The 19,458-nt window shown below is 59.3% G+C and carries 15 protein-coding genes; 9 read left to right on the top strand and 6 right to left on the bottom strand.

The annotated features are described in order from the left end of the window. Window positions 1-154 precede the first annotated feature (154 nt). From H1B37_RS19355 to H1B37_RS19340, 4 genes are all read left to right on the top strand, one after another. Window positions 155-739 carry a hypothetical protein gene (locus H1B37_RS19355; protein WP_182868306.1) on the top strand — a complete coding sequence of 195 codons (585 nt, stop codon included), beginning with the start codon at window positions 155-157 and terminating at the stop codon, window positions 737-739. Beyond that, window positions 739-1,302 (top strand): hypothetical protein, encoded by a 564-nt coding sequence (locus H1B37_RS19350; protein ID WP_182868305.1) that lies wholly within the window; start codon window positions 739-741, stop codon window positions 1,300-1,302. Before H1B37_RS19355 ends, H1B37_RS19350 begins: the two co-directional genes overlap by 1 nt. 144 nt (window positions 1,303-1,446) lie before the next feature. Continuing rightward, window positions 1,447-1,812, top strand: coding sequence for an STAS domain-containing protein (locus H1B37_RS19345; RefSeq protein WP_147868462.1), 366 nt, complete (start codon window positions 1,447-1,449; stop codon window positions 1,810-1,812). Then, entirely contained in the window at window positions 1,809-2,504 is a 696-nt protein-coding gene (locus tag H1B37_RS19340; RefSeq protein WP_182868304.1) for a sensor histidine kinase, read from the top strand. The genes H1B37_RS19345 and H1B37_RS19340 overlap by 4 nt, the downstream gene beginning before the upstream one ends. A gap of 255 nt (window positions 2,505-2,759) precedes the next feature. Here the strand turns inward: H1B37_RS19340 and nadB are convergent, their stop codons facing one another. Beyond that, a complete protein-coding gene (gene nadB, locus H1B37_RS19335; protein ID WP_182868303.1) occupies window positions 2,760-4,418 on the bottom strand; it encodes an L-aspartate oxidase in 1,659 nt (552 codons plus the stop codon). Between the two features lie 168 nt (window positions 4,419-4,586). Then, the gene (locus H1B37_RS19330) at window positions 4,587-5,651 is read right to left on the bottom strand and encodes a DUF1570 domain-containing protein (protein ID WP_182868302.1); all 1,065 of its coding nucleotides are present in this window, start codon (window positions 5,649-5,651) and stop codon (window positions 4,587-4,589) included. Window positions 5,652-5,846: 195 nt separating this feature from the next. Here H1B37_RS19330 and H1B37_RS19325 point away from each other — a divergent pair, with 195 nt between their 5' ends. Both H1B37_RS19325 and H1B37_RS19320 read left to right on the top strand, forming a co-directional pair. Then, window positions 5,847-7,268, top strand: coding sequence for a hypothetical protein (locus H1B37_RS19325; protein ID WP_220498270.1), 1,422 nt, complete (start codon window positions 5,847-5,849; stop codon window positions 7,266-7,268). Next, window positions 7,265-8,251: a peptidylprolyl isomerase gene (locus tag H1B37_RS19320; protein ID WP_182868301.1), complete on the top strand. Its 987-nt coding sequence runs from the start codon at window positions 7,265-7,267 to the stop codon at window positions 8,249-8,251. The genes H1B37_RS19325 and H1B37_RS19320 overlap by 4 nt, the downstream gene beginning before the upstream one ends. Window positions 8,252-8,730: 479 nt before the next feature. Here H1B37_RS19320 and H1B37_RS19315 read toward each other — a convergent pair whose 3' ends face one another. Continuing rightward, window positions 8,731-10,059: a DUF1552 domain-containing protein gene (locus H1B37_RS19315; protein WP_182868300.1), complete on the bottom strand. Its 1,329-nt coding sequence runs from the start codon at window positions 10,057-10,059 to the stop codon at window positions 8,731-8,733. After that, on the bottom strand, window positions 10,046-12,493 hold the full coding sequence (locus H1B37_RS19310) for a DUF1588 domain-containing protein (RefSeq protein ID WP_182868299.1): 2,448 nt from the start codon (window positions 12,491-12,493) through the stop codon (window positions 10,046-10,048). The genes H1B37_RS19315 and H1B37_RS19310 overlap by 14 nt, the downstream gene beginning before the upstream one ends. Before the next feature lie 531 nt (window positions 12,494-13,024). Between H1B37_RS19310 and H1B37_RS19305 the strand changes: the two genes are divergently transcribed. The 3 genes from H1B37_RS19305 (at window position 13,025) to H1B37_RS19295 (ending at window position 18,495) form a co-directional block, all read left to right on the top strand. Further along, window positions 13,025-13,963 carry a TIM barrel protein gene (locus tag H1B37_RS19305; protein WP_182868298.1) on the top strand — a complete coding sequence of 313 codons (939 nt, stop codon included), beginning with the start codon at window positions 13,025-13,027 and terminating at the stop codon, window positions 13,961-13,963. Between the two features lie 678 nt (window positions 13,964-14,641). Next, entirely contained in the window at window positions 14,642-16,153 is a 1,512-nt protein-coding gene (locus tag H1B37_RS19300) for a GumC domain-containing protein (protein ID WP_182868297.1), read from the top strand. A gap of 134 nt (window positions 16,154-16,287) precedes the next feature. After that, complete coding sequence (locus tag H1B37_RS19295; protein WP_182868296.1) at window positions 16,288-18,495, top strand: cation:dicarboxylate symporter family transporter; 2,208 nt, start codon at window positions 16,288-16,290, stop codon at window positions 18,493-18,495. Window positions 18,496-18,504: 9 nt separating this feature from the next. On the opposite strand, the gene H1B37_RS19290 is transcribed toward H1B37_RS19295, so the two are convergent. Both H1B37_RS19290 and H1B37_RS19285 read right to left on the bottom strand, forming a co-directional pair. Beyond that, window positions 18,505-18,699, bottom strand: a complete 195-nt coding sequence (locus H1B37_RS19290) for a hypothetical protein (RefSeq protein ID WP_182868295.1) — start codon at window positions 18,697-18,699, stop codon at window positions 18,505-18,507. Window positions 18,700-18,731: 32 nt separating this feature from the next. Then, a complete protein-coding gene (locus H1B37_RS19285) occupies window positions 18,732-19,025 on the bottom strand; it encodes a hypothetical protein (protein ID WP_182868294.1) in 294 nt (97 codons plus the stop codon). Between the last annotated feature and the right edge of the window lie 433 nt (window positions 19,026-19,458).

Here is a 19,458-nt window from a genome sequence, read left to right as displayed (position 1 = left end):
GTCTTGCCCCCATCATTCTGCCCCGAATCATTCTGCCTCCCACCCGATTGCCGCACACGCAAACCGGCGAACCGATTGGCCACGGCGGCGTAGTACGTGATAATGTAAAAGGCACGCGAGGCCGCCCCCTCTTTACTCCCCGGAACCCATTTCCATGACTTCCAAATCGTTCTCCCTGACACTGGGACTTCTTGCCGCTTTCGGTTTCGCCGTCCTGCCGGGCTGCCAAGACAAATCGACAACGACGGTGACCGAGGCGTCTGATGCCGATCACGATGGTCACGATCACGGCGACCACGATCACGGCGACCACGATCACGGCGACCATGATCATGGAGACCACGACCACGGCGATCACGAAGGCCACGACCACGGTGACGATCACGCCGATGATCACAGCCATGATTTCGAATCACTGGCCGAAGCGCTCGAAGAAATCGAATCGTTGCGTGACACGATTCGCGATGAGTTTGCCGACGGCGATGCCGACGCGGCCCACGGCCCGCTGCACCACATCGGCGAAGTCCTGATCGCGACCGAGAACATGATCAACGCGATGGACGACTCCGAACAAAAAACCGCGGCGGCCGCCGCCGTTGAATCGCTGCTGGATGATTTCACGGCCGTCGACCAAGGGATGCACGGCAGCGAAGAAAGCAAGAGCAAAGGCAAGACGTACGACGACGTCAGCGAGTCGATCGACAAGGCGATCGAAACCTTGAAAAAGGAAGCCAAGTAATGTCTCGATTTTTCTCCACCGCGATCCTGCTGACGTGTGGCGTCTTGATCTGCGTGCTGGCGACCGGTTGTGGCGACGCCCCTGACCCGGTTTCCCAGGACACCACGATGACCAGTTCGCAGCCCGCGCAAGCGACCGAGACGTCGTTGGTGCTGGCGGAAATGCCTGAGGGAGAAATCTCGACGCCGACCGAGGTCATGGAATCGGGACAGCAAGCGGTCTCGGTCATCTTGGGTGGCCGGATTGACGCCGGCGACGCTGATCCGTTCCAGCCGGGACAATTGTCGTTCATGATTTCCCAATTGCCCGACGAGGGACACGGCGAAGGCGATCCCGACCATGCCGACAATTGTCCGTTCTGCAAACGCAAGCTGGAAAACGCGCCGCGGGCGATCGTGCAGTTCAAGGGCAGCGACGGGAACGTGCTGGAAGGCGATTCGCGGCAGAGGCTGGCTCTGGAAAAAGGCGACATCGTTTATGTCACCGGAATGGCCCAGTACAACCCAGCCGTCAACACCGTGATGGTCAACGCCACAGGCGTGTTCCGAAAGTCCGACCCGTAAATTTTGGTCTCTCCGATCGGGTTTGCTAGCCAGAGAATTGCGAGCGGCCGCGGACGCTGCTAATCTACAGCGGCTGGACGGGGGCGGTTTTCACGACCGGCCGTCCGGCTTCTGCTCGTCACATCCCTCTCAGAACCACGCGCAATGTCGGCCACCACTACGGAAAACAACGGCGAAATCTTGGTTGTCGGATTCATGGACAGCAAGATTTTGGACAGCCAACGGATCGAACAAGTCGGTCGCGAGCTGCAAGACGCCGTTCCCCAAGCCATCCACAAAAAGTTGTTGCTGAACTTTCGTGGCGTCTCCTTCATGTCCTCGGCGATGATCACCAAACTGGTGATGCTGAACAAAAGCTGCAAAGCTCAAGGCGTGGCACTGAAGTTCTGTGAGGTGTCCCCGAACGTCTTGGAAGTGTTCAAGATCACCAAACTGAACAAGCTGTTCGACATCCAGGGCAGCGAAGACAAGGCGATCGCGAGTTTCGAAAAGAAAGGTTGGTTCGGTTGAATTCACCCGGCGACGTGACAGGAAACGGCGACTCGACGGATCCCCAATCGCAATCCTCGGGTTTGACCGCAGCCCAGATCATCGACCTGGAACGGGCCCAGATCGGTCACGATTTGCATGACCTTCTGATCCCGTTGATCTTTGCCGCGTCGGCTAACCTACAAGCCGCCCTGCGGACCTCCGGTGACCAGCCCTCCAGCGCCGAAGACGTGCCCGGGCTGCTGGAACGGATCGCCAAGTCGGACGATTGGTTGCAACAGGCGTTAACGCTCAGTCGCAACCTGCTGACCCAGATCTATCCGCCCGAGTTGAACAACCTGTCGTGGCTGGCCGCGGCAAAGGACACCGCCGGGCGAATCGGCGGCGAGGACTGCGAGGTCACCTGGACGATCGACGATTCCAGTCCGGTTTGCGATCCGAATTGGGATCACGACGTGGCAACGACCGCCTATCGCGTGATGATCGAAGCCTTGCGAAACGCCACCCGCCACGGCAAAGCCAAAACAATTTCCATTCGCTGCCGGCCCGACCGACTGGAGATCGTCGACGACGGCAGCGGGTTTGCCCCCACCGCAATCGATCCCAGCCGTTTCGGGATCCGATCGATGCAAGGCCGTGCGATCCTGGTCGGAAAAACCGTGACGATCCAATCCGCCCCCGGCGGCCCGACCACCGTCACGATGACGCTGTAGGGTCCAATCGGACCCCACCGATCCACCGACGGGCGGTTTCCCAAAGTCACCCTACCTGGCAGGCAGCATCGCGGAGACGTTTACGCCCATCCCCCTCCCTCTGGGAGGGTCGCGGAGGAGTCTGCGACGACGCGGGGAGGGTTGCCTGTGGCTCAAAAGCACTTAAACACCACGAACCGACCCTCCCCTCGCTGCGCTCGACCCTCCCTGCCAGGGAGGGTTAATCTCAGCTGCGCGCCGATGCCCCCGCCGCACTCACCTGGCGGTCGGGACGGAATCGGGTTCCAGCAGCGGGCCGCGTTGGGGATAGCCGCCGTCGACGTTGATTTGGACCGTCAGATGGCGTCGCCACTGGTCATCGTTTTTCGCCGGATGATCGCTGCGGAAATGCACGCCGCGTGATTCGGTCCGCACCAGGGCCGAGGAAACCATGATGGCGGCAGTCGTCAGCAGATTCTGCAATTCCCAACCCGCTTCGTCTTCGAATTGATGGTTCATCGCATAGGCGGCAAACGAGCGAATCGTGTCGGCCGCTTTTTGCAACCCTTCACCGTCGCGTTCGACCCCGACCAAACGTCCCATCAAACTTTTCAGCGAAATCCGCACGTCATCGATGTCAAATGATTCGGTGGGCGAGGTGGCGGGATGGCGAATCTCCATCGCCCGCATCTCATGATTCCCCTCGCTGGCCGACCTGGACGCGGCCCCGCCGGCCGCGGCGCCGTAGACGAGGCCTTCCAACAAACTGTTGCTGGCCAGTCGATTCGCTCCGTGCAATCCGCTGCTGGTGACTTCGCCGGCCGCCCACAACCCCGGCAAACTGGTGCGTCCTTGCCGGTCCACCGTGACACCGCCGAGCATATAGTGTGCACCGGGACGCACCGGGATTCGATCACTGGTGATGTCCAATCCGAACTTGCCGCAGAGTTCGGCGATGCCGGGAAAGCGGGACACGACGTGCCGTCCGTCCAGGTGCGACAGGTCCAGGTACACACAAGGATGTGAGGTCGCCTGCATCTGTCGAATGATCGATTGGCTGACGACGTCCCGCGGGGCCAACTCGGCCCGCTCGTCATAGTCGGGCATGAATCGGTGGCCGTTGGAATCGACCAAGTGGGCACCTTCGCCCCGGATCGCTTCGGTGATCAATGATCGCGACGAGCCGGCGATGTACAGCACCGTGGGATGGAACTGCATGAATTCCATATCGCTCAGTTGAACGCCCGCGCGATAGGCCAACGAGGACCCATCGGCGGTGGCGACCGGCGGGTTGGTCGATTCACGAAAGATCTGGCCCGCCCCACCGGTGCACAAGATGGTTTCCTTGGCCCAAACCATCATCGGCGGGCTGCCATTTTCCGAAACGATCGCGCCGCGACACTGGCCGCCGTGGGTCAGCAAGTCGATGGTGAAGGTGTTTTCCAAGATGCGGACGTTCTTCAGCGAACGCGTCCGTTGGATCACCGCCCGCATGATCTCCGCACCGGTCGCATCGCCCTGGGCGTGGACGATCCGCTCGTGCGAATGGCCGCCTTCGCGACCGAGTTCCAATTCGCCTTCTTCCAGATCAAACTGGGTCCCCCAGCGAACCAGTTCCTCGATCCGCCCCGGCCCCTCGCGGACAACCATGTTGACGACATCGGCGTCGCACAGGTTTGCACCGGCGACCAGCGTGTCGCGGATATGGTTTTCGAAGCGGTCCTCGGGATCCAGCACGCTGGCGATCCCGCCTTGGGCATACGTGCTGTTGGATTCACGCAGCACATCCTTGGTGACCACCAGCACGCGTTGGTGCGAATCGACCGCGTTGGCCGCCCTCAATCCCGCCAGTCCGCCGCCGATGATCAAGACATCGGTGAATCTGTGAACCGCATGACGGGTGTCAAAGGGGACCAGATATCGCGGCGTCATCATCAGTGCAGGGTCCCGGGCGGGCGTAAACGAACCGGACGCCCAATGCGTCCCAACGGGCTAGTTTACGCCGACCGAGCCGGTTTTGAAACAACCCCCAAACGCTTCGTCCCGCCTAAATCTCCGGGTAAGTCGTAGTGGACGACGCGAACACCACGCTGACCGGGACGACTAGAGCGACTTGAGAAACCACGAGACTTTTTTGGCGAACTGGTCAATGTCGGTTCCCACCCAGCGCTCGAAGTCATTCAGCCGGGCCAGCCGATCATAGGGCTGATAGGTCCCCCGCGACGACGTCCCCGACAAAACCGCCGCAAATTGATCCGGTTCACGCTCGGCCAAATAGAACATCATCGCCCAGGCAACCGCGTACGCGTCGCCGGTGGTCTGGGGGTTGTTGAACATTGCATTGGCGCCCACCAGATCGCGAACCGCATCGGCAAATTCCGGCGATCGACCGCCGTCGTAACGCACGCGAATTTGTTGCAAACTGCCTTGGTTGGCACGGTCGCGGGTGTGCAGCCCCGATTGGCCACGCACCATCGCCTCGGGTTCGAACATCTGGCCGATGCCTTCGGTGACCCACCGCGGCGTGATCACGATTCGGCTGTGCACGTTGTAGTTGTACGCCGATTGGTGAGCCGCCTCGTGCCGGACCGTGTCGGCGATGAAACGCAAATGGCCGCCGTCGTGCGTGATCACACGATTGCTCTCTCGGGCATAGATCCCCGCCACGCGTTTGACGTCGACGTTCATGCGTTCCAGTTCCGAATACATCGCCGCCGAATCGGGCATCACCACCGCCACCATCGGAAACCGCCCACGGCGAATCTTGACGCCGCGGCGCGACATGTAGGCGATGAAGGCACGGTGAGACCGCTCGAACAGCTCGGGCCAGCGCTGACCGCGACCGCGGGGCTGGACCACCAGAAAATGCTGTGTACTGACAACCTCGAACTCACGCCCATACTCCTTTTGCAACGACACCTTCATCTCCATCGTCGTCGCGGGTTGGTACGCGGCGTCAAGCGTGCGGATGCTCTCTTTCGCTTTTCCCGTCAACGTATGAAGTTGTCCGTCGCGTGCCAGCACGATCAGTTCGGAGGGAAAGTCCATGATCGGGATTCCCAACAACGCGTCGCTGCCCCGGGTGAACTCGATCAATCCCGGCGCGGCGGCAGGGCAGTCTTTGGCCGGTGAAACAACGGTGGCGGCCAAGCCCAACAGGAGCGACATTGCGGCAGTCCGTTTTGCCGTGAATCTTTCAATGCATGACGAGAAGGCTTGGTGGCGCGCGAGGGTTCGATTCATCTTGGCGGCGTGATTCGACGTGTTGTGAAGCAGGGTTCGGCGAGCTCTGGTAACATGGAGCCTTCCAACCCTAGCTCAAAAACGCCTTCGTTCCGGGCCGGAACCCGTCGTGGAGAACAGATGAATCGAACGGTCGAAACGATTTTTCCGGCGACACTGCGTCGCCGCGCTACCGCCGCGGCCTTGGCGGCGCTGGTCACCGTTGCGATCCCCGGCATCCCCGACGCCGGCGGACAAACCGCTGTCGACGAAACCGCTGTCGACGAAACCGCTGTCGACGAAACCGCTGTCGACGAAACCGCTGTCGACGAAACCGCTGTCGACGAAATCACCGATGACTCGGCCGATGCTGCCACGGTTTCCAAAGACGATGTGCTCGATTGGGTCGATCAGCTGGACGCGCGCAAGGCCAGCGATCGCAGGGCGGCCGAAAAAGCGTTGATCGAAGCCGGCGCCGATGCCTTGCCCTTCCTACCCGAAGCACGCCCCGAGTTTTCGATCGAAGCCAGCGAGCGACTTTCACGCGTCAAAGCGGTGCTGATGACGTTGAAGACGAAAACGCAAGCCAAGGCGATTCGGATTCGGCTGGGCGACGCCAAAACCCTCGGCGAGGCCTTGGAGGCGATCAGTCGTGAAAGCCGGATCGAATTCGAACACGCCGCCGATGAGTCGCTGCCGATCCAATGTTCCAACGCCCCGCTATCGTTCTGGCACGCCGTCGACCTGGTGCTGGACCAAACCCAGCTGGACATCAATCACTACGGCGGCGATCGCGAAACCTTGCAATTGGTCCCACGCCAGGAGAATCGCCAATCCCGCGTCGACTCGGCCGCCTACAGTGGCGTTTATCGAATCGAGCCGACCGCGATCAGCGCCCGACGTGTTTTCAATCAACCCGGACAAAGCGGATTGAATCTGTCCATGGAGATCACCTGGCAACCCGGCATGACACCGATCGGGCTGACCATCCCCGTCGCACAGCTGTCGGGCAATCTGGACGACGGGCAAATGCTGAAACCGCAAACAACCGAAAACACCATCGACATCGCCGCCAACAGCGAATTGGCGTTCAGCGAGTTTTATCTGCCGCTGGAATTGCCGACCGAAACACCGATCAAGATCGATTCGCTGCGTGGAACGATCCAATCGCTGTTGCCCGGCAAACGCCACTCGTTCGAACTGCCGCTGTCCGACGTCGGCGCCGATCAAACCGTCGACGCCATGACCGTCAAATTGGAACGTGTCGCACGCAACGGGGGACTCTACGAAGTCCGCTTCTCGGTCGAACTGAAGGACGCCGACCGGGCACTGGAAAGCCACCGTCAATGGATCTTTCAAAACCCGGTCTATGTCCTGGATGCCCAAGACAATCGTGTGGAAAACCTGGGCTACGAACTGTATCGCCAAACCGAATCCGGCGTCGGCATGGGGTACCTGTTCGAAATCGAAAACCTTGAAGGCGCGAAACTGGTGTATGAATCTCCGACCAGCGTCGTTCGCAACGAAGTCGATTTCGTCCTGCAAGACATCCTGCTCCCATGAATGCGTCGCGTTTCGCTACATCGCTGGTTGCCGCTACCGCCGTCCTGGTCCTGGTGCTGCCGACGTCGCGGAGCGCCGCGCAAGAGTCCCTGCGGCCTTCCGACCCGATCGCCGCGATTGATGGTGCCCCAATCTTTCTAGGCGAACTCAATTACTTACTCTCGTCCAAACTGAAGGTGAAAGACCTTTCGGATGTCAACTTGGATGTCCAGCGGGCGTCGAGCGCGCTGCTGGTCCGCCAGCACTTGGCCCTCAAAACACTTCGCCAGCAAGGTGGGGCGGACTTGCAGGTGTTGCTTGACCGTGACTGGGAAGAATTCTTGGCCGCATTGCGCCGCAAGGGTTTGAGCCTGGACGACTATTGCAATCCGTTCCGATCGGATCAGCGCAGCGTTCGTCAATCACATGATTGGGACTCGGCTTGGCGACGTTATCTAAAAAGCAAGATGACCGATGCCAATTTAAGACGCTATTACGAACTCCATCACGAAAACTATTCCTCGGCCCGTTGGAACGTCTCGCATCTGTTCATCGCCGTGGACAAACAGAGCCGCGATTCCCAAGCCATCGCCGAACAACGAATCCGCGACATCACCTCACAACTGCAACAGGCGTCGGGTTCGGCGGAATCGCTGAAGACAAAATTCGCCGAGCTTGCGGTCCACGAAAGCGAAGGGGCGACAGCCGCTCGTGGCGGCGGCATCGGCTGGGTCTCGGGCCCCGGCGATCTGCCCGCAGCGGTCATGAAAGCGATTCGTGAAACCGAAACAGGGTCGGTGACGCAGCCGGTCCTCAGCCCGCTCGGCTACCACCTGGTCTTGGTGCACGAAAAGAAGGTCGACCGCGTGGCGTTTGAAGACGTGTCGGACTTAACACCGCTGCGCCGCGATGCGGCGACCGCCCTGTTCGACGCCTTGGTCGCTCGTCAAAGCAACGCCAAGGTGGTCTGGTACGCGAAGCAGCTGCAGCCGCCGACACAGTGATCGGCGCAAAAAAAACGCGTTCAGGGGGTTGGGGCAAAACCACCTGAACGCTAACGGTGGCAACGGGTTGCCCTCGCTGGTGGAAAGGGTAATACGCGCGCCCACACTCGTCGAGTGGAAACTACTCATCTTTCCTTCAGATGTCCGTTTATTCTCGGGGCACGGACAACCCCGCCGCCACACAGTGCGGTCTGGGCACACTTTCCGGGCATTTCGCTGGCGGACAGCCGCCACCGATGGTGTCTACTAACGGTCGTGGACGACGCGAGAAGTCCTTGCAGCCGGCAATCCGAATCGACTCGTCGAATCGTCCACGACCAAAAGATCACGCTGCGGCGGAACACTAGCTGGACAGCGCCACTTTGCTCAAGAAACACCGTAAATCGCCAGTCGAACGTAGCTACCTTCGCCAGAAGGTGGATCCCCGGGGTTTTCCACGCTCGCATCGAGCGTAGCTACGCCAAAGTGCCGCTTTCCTGCTAGGCCATCAGCCCGGACAAAGCGCCCTCGCCACAGAAATCCGGATTGCCGAACGTTTCCTCGGGCATTCCCATGCCCTCGAGCAGACTGAGCAGCAAGCGGTTGTGGGCGACCTTGCCAAAGTCGTACGCCTGGCCGAATTGGAAATCCAATCCGCCGCCGACCATCACGAACGGGATGTCGTTGCGGGTGTGCGAGTTACCCTTCCCCAGTTCGTTGGTCCAGATGATCGTGGTGTTGTCCAACAGCGATCCATGACCGGACGGATCCGGCGTTTCCTTCATTCGTTTGGCCATGTACGCAACCTGTTCGGCATACCAAGTGTTGATCCGAATCAGTTTCTCATAGGCTTCTTCGTTGCTGTCGGGTTCATGCGACAACCCGTGGTGCCCTTCGTTGATATCCAACCACTTCATCCGCGGTTGCCCGACGCTGTTGGTGATTTGGAAACTCGCCACGCGGGCAAAATCGGCGACGAAACTGTTGACCAACAATTCGGTTTGCATCTGCGTGATCTGGGGCATGTTGTCATTCTGCTCTTCGATGTTCGGAGGCAGCTTGGGGACGGCATGTCCGGCGGAATCATTCTTGGTCGCGGCGGCAAACTCCGTCTTCAGGTCCTTTTCAACACTGCGGACCAGATCCAGGTGAAGATCCAGCAAGTGACGGTCTTCGCTGCTGAGCGCCTTGCCGACACGTTTGAAATCGCCGGCCAAGTCGTCCAGAACGCTGGCAAGCATCTGACGGTTCTTGGTTTGTCCGTACAGCTTGTCAAACATCTGGTAGGGATCGCTGATCGGCGCGACGGGTTGGTTGGGGCCGGCGTAAGACATTCGGGTCCAGGTGTCGGCGCGGTCGGGCACCATCACCCCGAATTCCAACGACCCGAATCGTGTTCGCGTCGCCGCATCGGCTTGCAAGCGATTCTTAATGTGCTGGTCGACCGAGATCCCCATCGACCATCCCGCCGGCGTGTCGCTTCCGCCCTGGATATCGCCGGGGAACAATTCGATCCCGGTCAACAGACATCCGATCCCGCGCATGTGGCCGTCGCCGTCACCTTGGATCCGGTTGCAGATCCCTTTGACGGTCAGCATCTGGTCTTTGAACTCACCCAGCGGTGCCAGGATACGTTTCAGGTCGTAATCCTTGCCGGCCGAATCGGGCCAAAAGTGTTTCGGGATCACACCGTTGGGGCTGAAGACGAACACCAATCGTTTTCGCCGCGCCGACGCATCGGCACCCGACGAAAGACTGGGAAGCCCCATCAGCAGGCTCGCTGCGGCAGAACTGACACCCAACTGTGCAAGAAACTCACGTCGATTCATTGAAGCTCTCCTTATTGAACTCTTCTGTCGCAACCACAACCGCGATCTCGACAATCAGGCGGCGCATCTGGAATTCGTTCTCGCGAAATCGTCTCACTAATTCATCGGCAACCCCTTCACCGTAGGCGGCGAGCGGTTGTTTTGCAAAATGTTCGAACACGCGTTCGACAAACGCGCGGTGGGCGTCGTCGTTTTCTGCCAAAAAGCGTGCCAAGTCGGCCGGCGAGGCAAACTCCACCTGCCGACCGTCCCGCGTCACGTAACCGCCGGAGGCATCGATCGGATTGCCTTTTTCGGTCTCACGATAACGGCCGACCGCATCAAAGTTTTCCAGCGGAAAACCGAGCGCGTTGATCTTTTGGTGACAAACCTGACACTTCACCTCGCCGGTTTGAAGCTCCACCCGCTGTCGCGTCGTCAAATCCGGATGCAGCTCGGGATTGATCGGCGTGAAGGCCTCATTGGGCGGCCGCAGTGTACGGCCCAGGACACGTCGAATCAGGAACACGCCGCGATGGATCGGCGACGTCGTGTCGTAGTAGCTCAGGTGCCCCATGACCAGCGGATGGGTCAGCACGCCGAACGACTTTCCCTGGGCCGGTCTGCTGCGGACCATTCGGTTGTCTTGCGTCTCTGATTCGGGTTGCCAACCGTCGCCGTAAAATTCGGCCAGGCGCCCGTTGGTCCAATTCCAATCACGCAGAAACAATTGTCGATAGTCACTCGAATCAGACCAGAACACGTCGCTGATCGCCAACTCCAAGGAGCGACGCAAATCCAGCAACAACGCGGCATCGAACCCGGCGTATTTCTCGGGGTCCTTGGACACTTCGGCCGCCGGGTCGACGTCCAGCCAATCGAAGAACATCTCCATCGCTTTGCCGTGCAGCCGTGGATCATCGGACATTCGCAGCGCGGCTTGACGGACACGCTGTTCGGCTTGCTGCCGGGCCGTTTTCGGATCGGCTTTCGGATCGACGGCAAAATTTCCCTTGTCGGCTTGATCTTGCAACCAGGCATCCGAGGGCAATGAATCGTACAGCGTCAACGCCAACCGATTCGCCACACGCCGGCTGACCGGGGCTCTTTCATCCAACGTCGGGTACAAGAACCGCGGCGATTTGATGATCATCAAACACGCGCGTGCGATCGCCATCTGATCGTCTTCGACCGCGTCCACCTGGGCGTCCACGTACAACCGTTTTGTTTCTTCGTCGATCGCCCCGCGAAAGGCCACCGATGCCAGTTCCTCCAGAAACCCACGCAACCGGCCGCGGTTTTCGTCAGAATCCTTGCGGTGTTTGCGTTTGTATTGCGGCCACAATTCTTTTCCGGCGATGTTGCCAAACTCCAACGCCGCGGCCGTGATCGCGTCTTCCCACTGGCGATCGACCCGCGTTCCCCGATCGTAACCGTAACTGCGATCATCCGGCGGCAACTTGGTTTGCAAGGCGAAACCGCTGGGCAACGTCGACGGCAACAAGTACTCGGTGGGAATCACCGTTTCCGTCCCGCCCGGCGGAACCCAACGCAACGCAAATCTTGCCGGCGGTTGTTCCGTCTTTCGTTTTCGTTGGGTGAAATCGATTTGAATCGCGTATTGCCGCCCGCCGATCAAATTCAACGTCCGGCGAAACTCCGTCTTTCCCTCGGACTGGACATGGTTGTCGATCAGCACGCTCTGGTGATGGCCGAATCGGACTTTCATTGAACACGTCGACTGCACGACGATTTCGTACCGCCCCGAATGTTCGACCTGCAGCGAACCGGACCAGTTGATGTAAAACTCTTCCGGCGTCACTCCCTCGACCGGCGCCTCACGGCCGAAGTCAAAGTCCAAGACCGGGTCGATGCGTTCGACTTTCAGATGCTTTTTGTCCCAGCGGCCGCTGTTGAAATAGGACGCACTCAGCCCCCGCTTCTCGACTCGAAACGGCGATCCGAAAAAGTGCTGGTACAGATCCGCCAAACTCTGTTGCAATTGTGTCCCGGTGAGCCGCGAAAACTGCTGCTTGGCCGGCCGATTGCGCAGCTGGGCCGCTTCGCTGTAGAACGATTCGTAGATGAATTCCGCAACGGCCTTCGCATCTTCGCCGACGCATGCTTCGGGGTCTTCCTCCGGCATCGTGTCCGAGATGATGTCCGATAGCTCGCCGATCGAGGCATCGCCGACCAACGCGTCCGAGTAGCCATCCGTTCCGCCCCGGCCGCCTTCGCCGTGACAGGACAAACACTGCTCGGCATAGATCTGTTTGCCGCGTGCCAACGCATCAGCGGACGATTCAGCCGCCGATCCGTTCGACCATGGGGCAACCAACCCGATCAGAAAACTCCCCAGCCAAATGAGACCGGCCGCACCAGACGGCTTGAATCGCCCGAAGGACGGCCGCACGCCGGAGCGACGCGCGGCAGAAATCGCTTGAAAGCTCTTCATAAATGACGCTAATCAGGGTGTGGGACCAGTTTCAGATCCTGCCCAACCGTTTCGAATCATGAACGCATGATTCGGCGTGGGAGGATACCTCGGCGTAAACCGATCCATTGGAAATCGAGTGCCTACCCGTGTCGTGGCCGGACTGCGGAGGGGACCGATCGCAATTGGATCTGAATGCGGAGAAAACTGAATCGGGTCGCCGGCGTAGCTAGGTGGGTGTTTCACTACGCGCTAGGGGGTGGGAATCGAGCCTTAGCGACCCGATACCGTCCCATTAAAACAGATTGCGGCACGGAATTGAATGGTTTCCACCAGAAATCTCGCAAATTACGACGTGAAACGCCCCTTGGCTGATTTGGGGTGATTCTGCGATACTACGCGGCCCAAGTCGCAAACCAGTCACTTTCACCACTCTTTTTTTCAGGCTGCCAGACCACCCACGGTGACCACCCTACGGCGTCATGAGATTGCCGACGCGTCGCTGGTCCCCGGGGAACGAACGTCATCGGCAAACCATTGACAGGATCACGAATGCTCAAGAATTTCTCGCCCAAGTCTCTTGGAATTAACGGACGCCAAAGCGAACTGATCGAACTGGCGTTGACCTATGGGTTCGCGTCGATGGACATCGACATGTACGAGATCCTGCGTCGCTCGCAGCGGACCACGGCCGATGACGCCGCCAAATTCTTGAAAGCCGCGATGGGCGAAGGCATGGGCCGACTGGAACAGATCGGCGGATTCCAATTGGAAATCAACCTGGACGCCGACGACGACGCCTTCACCAGCCAAGTCGGTGCATTGCATCCCCTGACCGATCTGGCCGCCGACCTGGAAGCCAAACGAGCCTACATCACGCTGCCGGCCGCAACCGATCGCCTGCCGTACCACGAGTACTTCACGACCCAACAAAACCGTTTGGCTCAAGTCGCCGAGGTGTTGTCGGCCAAGGGAATCCGCCTGGGTGTCGGTTTCAATGCGACCAAAGAGCTCCCGGAATCCAAAGAGTTCGATTTTGTCCGCAACGTCGAAGGCTTGATCGCGATCGTCAAAGCGGTCGGCAACCCCAACGTCGGCTACATCGTCGACACCTGGGACTGGGCCGTCGGTGATGGCGGTTTGGATCAGTTGAGCGAAATTCAGGGCTCGGAAATCGTCGCCGTCCGTCTGGGATCGCTGGCCGAGGACGCCGATCCCGCCAAAGCCACCCGCGTGGACTGTGTTCTGCCGACCGCCGAAGGTGGGTTGAACCACGTCAACGTCGTCAAACACCTGATCACCAGCGGATTCGATGGGCCGATCAGTCCCTCCGCCTCGCCGACCCGCTACAAGGGCCAAACTCGCGAAAACACGGTCAAGGAAGCCCAAGAGGCGATCGATGCGATCTGCACCGCCGCCGGTGTCGAAGTCAAACCGCTGCCGATGGATCTGATCGAAGACATCCCCTACGAACCGACTCCGGTCGCCTAGTTATCGGGACACGCTACGTCTCTCTCGAAATGCCCCAGCGAGCGAATCCCCACCGCCGCGAGGGGCATTTCATCATTCTGCCCCGAATCATTCTGCCATCCCTCTGCTGATCCCCTGCGACATGCAGGGACGCGTTGGCACTGGGGAGGGGGTAGGAAGATTTTGGAGGTAAGAAAATTGATTCCATTTTTCAAATTACCCCTCCCTGGAAGAGGTCGTGCGGTTTCGCAAATTAACCCTCCTGGCAGGAGGGTCGAGCGCAGCGAGGGGAGGTCGATTGGTGGTGCTTAAGTGCTTTCGAGCCACAGCGAACCCTCCCCGCGTCGTCGCTCACTCCTCCGCGCCCCTCCCAGAGGGAGGGTGAAGTCGTAGACTCCCGTAATTTCAGAGGTTAAACACCGCACGACCTCTGCCAGGGAGTTTTTTTTCTAAACTTGATGCGCATGGCCCCATGAATTGCCGAGCAAGCATTCGTCGGGTCGGATCGCGAATCGCCCCCGTGATCAACACGCTTGGAATTCAAGCACCGCGTTCGACAACCGTCAATTTCCGAACAACCACTATCGGCCGCTTTGATCCGCCGCGACCGATCGCGAGGAAACAGACAACGGGATCGCGCCGAATTAAAGCGCTCCTAGGGTTGGGAGAGATTTCCGCCCACCCTTCGAAAAGCATGCCATGTCCGCTGCGCCGATCCCCTGGAAACACATTCGAAACGTCCTGGTGCTGTTTGCCCCACTTTGGATCGGTGCCGTCCTGGTCTTTGGCCTGATCGGGGTCTCCTATTCGTTCCTTTCGTCCGACATCTATGCGGCGCGCCAGCCGCTGGTCGTCAGAGACGAAGCGACTCGGGCGGTCGACCGGTTGGGCCGATTCGCCAGCCAGACGGAACTGAAAGCCGCCCAGGAAACCATTCTCGAAATGGCACAGAACCGCGAAGTGGTTGCGGCGGCATTGCGAGAGATCGGGTCGCCGGACGGTGGCCTGGACGAAAATTGGCCGCCACTGGCCGCGATCGACGGCGCCAGTTCTTCCTGCGTCAACATCCTCGCTCCCCAAGGTGCCGAATTCGGGAACACCGAAGTCGTGTATTTGGAAGTCAAGTCGGAATCGCCCGACCGCGCCGTCCGGTTTTGCCACGCCATGTTCGATTCGTTGACCAAGCACCTGCGCGATGTGCGTCGCGTTCGTGCTGACAGCGTGATCGTCGAATTGACGCACGCACGCGATCTGGCCAAGAAGAACTTGGACGAAGTGTCCGACCGCATGCGCGAGATCGAAGTTCGATTCGGGGCCGACCTGGGCGAACTACGCAACTTGAACGACACCTACGCCGGCGACAGCGGCTACCGCCGATCGCTCGCGACGACCAAAGAACAACTGCAGACGGCAGAACTGGAACTTGAGAAACTTCAATCGCTGCACGCCTTGCTGGTCGCCGGGGCAGAAGACCCCAACAAACTGTTGATCAGCGGCGGCGATCTGCTCAACAGCCAACCCTCGCTTCAACGGCTGAAAGACGGATTGATCGACGCCCAACTGCGTGCCAGCCAATTGTCGGGCGTGTACACGCTGCAAAACCCGAAACGCAAAGCGGCGATCGCGACCGAACGCGAGATTCGCGAACGCATCATCCAAGAAACCAACGCCGTCATCGCCTCGATGCAGCCCATGCTGGAACTGCAAGTCGCCCAGGTGGAACGTTTGACACAGAAAGTCAAGGAACTGTCCAGCAAACTGCAGATGCTTGCCGAGGCTAGGACCATGTATTCGGAAATCGATTCCGAACTCACACAACGTTCCGAACAGTTGGCCGAAGCGGAACAGCGGTTGGTCGATGCACGTGCCAGCCGGTCGGCGGCACTGTCCACCAACCTGGTCGCCGCGCTCGGTCCGCCGCAGGTCTCTGACAAACCGGTCGGCCCGGGCACGACAACGATGACCTTCGGGTCGATGATGGCCGGCCTGATCTTCGGACTGGGAACCGTCTTCTTGATCGCCCCCGGACCCACGCACTCGCACGGACGGCGTCGCTGGACCGACCACTTGGAAGGCCAAAATCGCCGGGCTGAGGACCGGGCCCGATTGGCTGAGCAGAAACGACGCAGCAGCGATTTCCAGCCGTCCCGAAACGAGCCGCCTCAAAACGAGCCGCAGGCCTCACCGTCGCAACATCGCGATCAATCTTGACCGGAATGCGGTGACGTTCACGACCGATCTTCCGGTATAACGGTTGTCGATAGCTTTGCGTTCTCACCGCCGTTCTTGACCCTTTTTATCTTGCCATGCCGGAGCAGTCGGATCAGACAGAGTCCATGCGCCGGATGGCACCTGGGCGGCGGCCGGTCAATGGCTTGTACGCGAAATTCGTCCGCCGGGTGGATCTGTCGACCCAGATTCTGATCGCACTCGCGCTGGGAGTTTTTGCCGGCTTGTTTGCCGGCGAACTCTGCGCCCCATTGGCGATCATCGGCGAAGCGTTCGTGGGTCTGCTGCGGATGACGATCTTGCCGTACATCTTGGTCACCCTGGTCGTCAGCTTGGGTCGGCTGCGGCTGCGGAATAGTCGACGATTGGCGCGGATCGGTGGCACGGTGCTGCTGGGTCTGTGGGCCAGCTGCCTGGCCGTGGTCTGGGTGTTGCCATCGGTGTTTCCGGCGTGGAGTTCCGGATCATTCTTCAGCACCGCGATGATCAAAGATCCCGAACCGCTGGACGTGCTGTCCTATTTCATCCCGGCCAACATTTTTGAATCGCTGACCAACAACCAGGTTCCGGCCGTGGTGTTGTTCGGAATCTGCTGCGGTCTGGCGCTTTCCCGGTCGCGTAATCGCGGGATCGTGTTGGACCAACTTCATGTCGTCGCCGACGTGTTGCTGAGTGTCAGCAAGTTTGTCACACGATTGGCTCCGATCGGCATCTTTGCGATCGCGGCCAGCACGGCGGGAACGGTTTCGCTGGCCGATGTCGGGCGTCTGCAAGCCTACCTGGTCGCCTACACCGCCGGCGCGGCTTTTCTGGGGTTCATCGTCCTGCCGCTGTTGGTGACGACCTTGACACCGTTGAGCTATCGCCAAGTGCTGTTCGTCGTCAAAGAACCGATGCTGACCGCGTTTGCAACCGGCAAACTGATCATCGTCCTGCCGATGCTGATCGAGAACACCGAACGGCTGTTTCAATCCCAAGTGCGGATCGATGGCAACGACGAATCACCCGCGATCGACCTGCTGTACGGCACGGCCTATCCGTTCCCCCACGTCGGCAAGCTCTTGAGCATGCTGTTCATTCCCTTTGCGGCCTGGTTTTTGGGGGCGCCGATCAAGCCGTCGGACTACCCGACCTTTCTGGCGTCGGGCTTGTTTTCGTTTTTCGGCGGCCCGATCGTCGCCATCCCGTTTCTGCTGGATCAAATGCAGCTTCCCCACGACATGTTCCAGCTGTTCCTGGTCTCGGGAGTTTATGGGGAGCGACTCGGGGACGCCGTCGGCGCGATGCACCTGTGTGTGCTGACGTTGATCTCGATCTTCGGCTTCAATCGACTGCTCCGATTCAATCTGTTGGCGATCCTCAAGTACATCGCAATGGTCTGCATCTTCGGAGGCATCCTGTTGGTCGGCGTGCGACTGGTTCTGTATCGTGTGATCTCGATGGCCGACAACAAATACGACGTCATTGAACGCATGCAGTTGCTCGAAAAACCGGTTCAAAGCGTCGTCATCAAACAGCCCCTTCCCAATCCCGAACCGCGTCGCGAGGGTGAATCGCTGCTGCAACGGATTCGTCGCCGCGGTGTGATCCGCGTAGGCTATAACGAAGACAATCTGCCGTTCGCCTACTTCAACAATCGCCGCGCCCTGGTCGGCTATGACATCGAAATGGCCCACTCGTTGGCCCGCGACCTGGGTGTCACGCTGGAACTGGTCCGATTTGATCGCGCCACGCTGGTCGATCAACTCAATGCCGACCACTTCGATCTCGTCATGTCGGGTCTGGTGGGAACGCTGGAACGCGCCCAAGCGATGGCCCACACCGAAAGCTACATGGACGTGCACTTGGCCTTAGTCACACGAGACTATCGATCCAGCCACTTTCGAACACGCAAACGCATCTTGGCCCTGGACGATCTACAAATCGGATTTGCCGACCTCAGCCGTGGCTTCGTCAACCGCATCGAAGCCGCCTTGCCCGACGCCACGCTCGTTGAAATCGCCGACAATCGCGATTATTTCAACGACAAGCACCCCGACCTGGATGCCTTGTTGATCAGTGCCGAAAGCGGCTCCGCGTTCACATTGATGTACCCCCGATTCGAAGTCGTGATCCCCAACGAACTCAACGCCAGCCTGCCGCTGTTTTACGCCGTCGGAAACCGCGACGCTCAGATGCGAGATTTCGTGGAATACTGGGTCGGTCTGCGGCAGAAAGACGGCACCGCCCAAGAGTATTACAACCACTGGGTGCTGGGCAAAACCAACGGCGAAAACGAACCACGCTGGTCCATCCTCCGCGACTACCTGCACTGGATCCCCTAGCCCGGCGGCCTATTCGGTCGGTTCGTTTCGTCGCACCATCGCATCCGCGATTTCAATGCGAAAATCTTGGTTGGGATTACAGACGTCGACATCGCCGGAAAAGTGTCCTTCCTTGACGGCAAGCAACGTAAAGCGAATCTGCAGAGAAACTCCCAGATCGAGTTCGTCGCCAAATTCCCAACTCCGCATCACAAACACGTGCATGGTGCCGCTCGGCTGGGGATCAACGAGGACGTCTAGACATCCAAAAAGGTGAGCGGCTCACTGCCGGAAAAGAGGCCCCCGCGGAGGCGCGCCCATTTGCGTGTCCCATCGGGGAACACGACGAGAGCCCAACAGTCACCCTTCCGATTCTTGAACCAGTACTTCAGCGGTGGCATCCCTGACTTCTCGATCTCGACGTTGGTTCCATTTTGCTCGTTGTACTTCGCGATCGCTTTGTAAATATACTTTCGTTTCAGCCGAAACATAAACGGCACGAAAACAACAACGAACAACACAAATCCGCCTACGGCTACGACGCCTTCCATTTGCTTCCTCTTGAGTCAATCGTTACTGCCAGTCGGTGACTAGTGAAGTCTGAATTATCATGAGTTTTGGAAACGCCGCAATCTCCGGGGCAACCCACGCCCCTCCTTTGAAGAGCTCTTGGAGGGCAGCGTGCTGTGGATTCAGTTCCACTGCGAGGCGATGCCAACACGAGGTGGCGGTGGAATGTCCGGTGCCCGCTGCGCGGACAACGCAGAACAGCTGAGGACAGCGGTTACATTGGCAGTGTAGAACCGTTGTCCTCAACTGTTCCCCCCTCAGCCGTCCCGGCTGAGAGGATCTCACAGTTGACCGCTGCGCGGACAACGCAGAACAGCTGAAGACAGCGGTTCTACATTGGCAGTGTAGAACCGTTGTCCTCAACTGTTCCCCCCTCAGCCGTCCCGGCTGAGAGGATCTCACAGTTGCCCGCTG

Source organism: Stieleria mannarensis, from assembly GCF_014154935.1.
Lineage (GTDB): Bacteria > Planctomycetota > Planctomycetia > Pirellulales > Pirellulaceae > Stieleria > Stieleria mannarensis.
Note: the sequence above shows the minus strand (reverse complement) of the source record. Positions and strands in the feature narration are given on the sequence as shown.

What these genes read in the sequence shown, in the direction of transcription:
- H1B37_RS19290 (WP_182868295.1), bottom strand. Translation starts at nt 18,699, where the DNA reads ATGCACGTGTTTGTGATGCGGAGTTGGGAATTTGGCGACGAACTCGAT.
- H1B37_RS19315 (WP_182868300.1), bottom strand. Translation starts at nt 10,059, where the DNA reads ATGAATCGACGTGAGTTTCTTGCACAGTTGGGTGTCAGTTCTGCCGCA.
- H1B37_RS19285 (WP_182868294.1), bottom strand. Translation starts at nt 19,025, where the DNA reads ATGGAAGGCGTCGTAGCCGTAGGCGGATTTGTGTTGTTCGTTGTTGTT.
- H1B37_RS19300 (WP_182868297.1), top strand. Translation starts at nt 14,642, where the DNA reads ATGTCCGCTGCGCCGATCCCCTGGAAACACATTCGAAACGTCCTGGTG.
- H1B37_RS19345 (WP_147868462.1), top strand. Translation starts at nt 1,447, where the DNA reads ATGTCGGCCACCACTACGGAAAACAACGGCGAAATCTTGGTTGTCGGA.
- H1B37_RS19355 (WP_182868306.1), top strand. Translation starts at nt 155, where the DNA reads ATGACTTCCAAATCGTTCTCCCTGACACTGGGACTTCTTGCCGCTTTC.
- H1B37_RS19305 (WP_182868298.1), top strand. Translation starts at nt 13,025, where the DNA reads ATGCTCAAGAATTTCTCGCCCAAGTCTCTTGGAATTAACGGACGCCAA.
- H1B37_RS19320 (WP_182868301.1), top strand. Translation starts at nt 7,265, where the DNA reads ATGAATGCGTCGCGTTTCGCTACATCGCTGGTTGCCGCTACCGCCGTC.
- H1B37_RS19310 (WP_182868299.1), bottom strand. Translation starts at nt 12,493, where the DNA reads ATGAAGAGCTTTCAAGCGATTTCTGCCGCGCGTCGCTCCGGCGTGCGG.
- nadB (WP_182868303.1), bottom strand. Translation starts at nt 4,418, where the DNA reads ATGATGACGCCGCGATATCTGGTCCCCTTTGACACCCGTCATGCGGTT.
- H1B37_RS19295 (WP_182868296.1), top strand. Translation starts at nt 16,288, where the DNA reads ATGGCACCTGGGCGGCGGCCGGTCAATGGCTTGTACGCGAAATTCGTC.
- H1B37_RS19325 (WP_220498270.1), top strand. Translation starts at nt 5,847, where the DNA reads ATGAATCGAACGGTCGAAACGATTTTTCCGGCGACACTGCGTCGCCGC.
- H1B37_RS19350 (WP_182868305.1), top strand. Translation starts at nt 739, where the DNA reads ATGTCTCGATTTTTCTCCACCGCGATCCTGCTGACGTGTGGCGTCTTG.
- H1B37_RS19330 (WP_182868302.1), bottom strand. Translation starts at nt 5,651, where the DNA reads ATGTCGCTCCTGTTGGGCTTGGCCGCCACCGTTGTTTCACCGGCCAAA.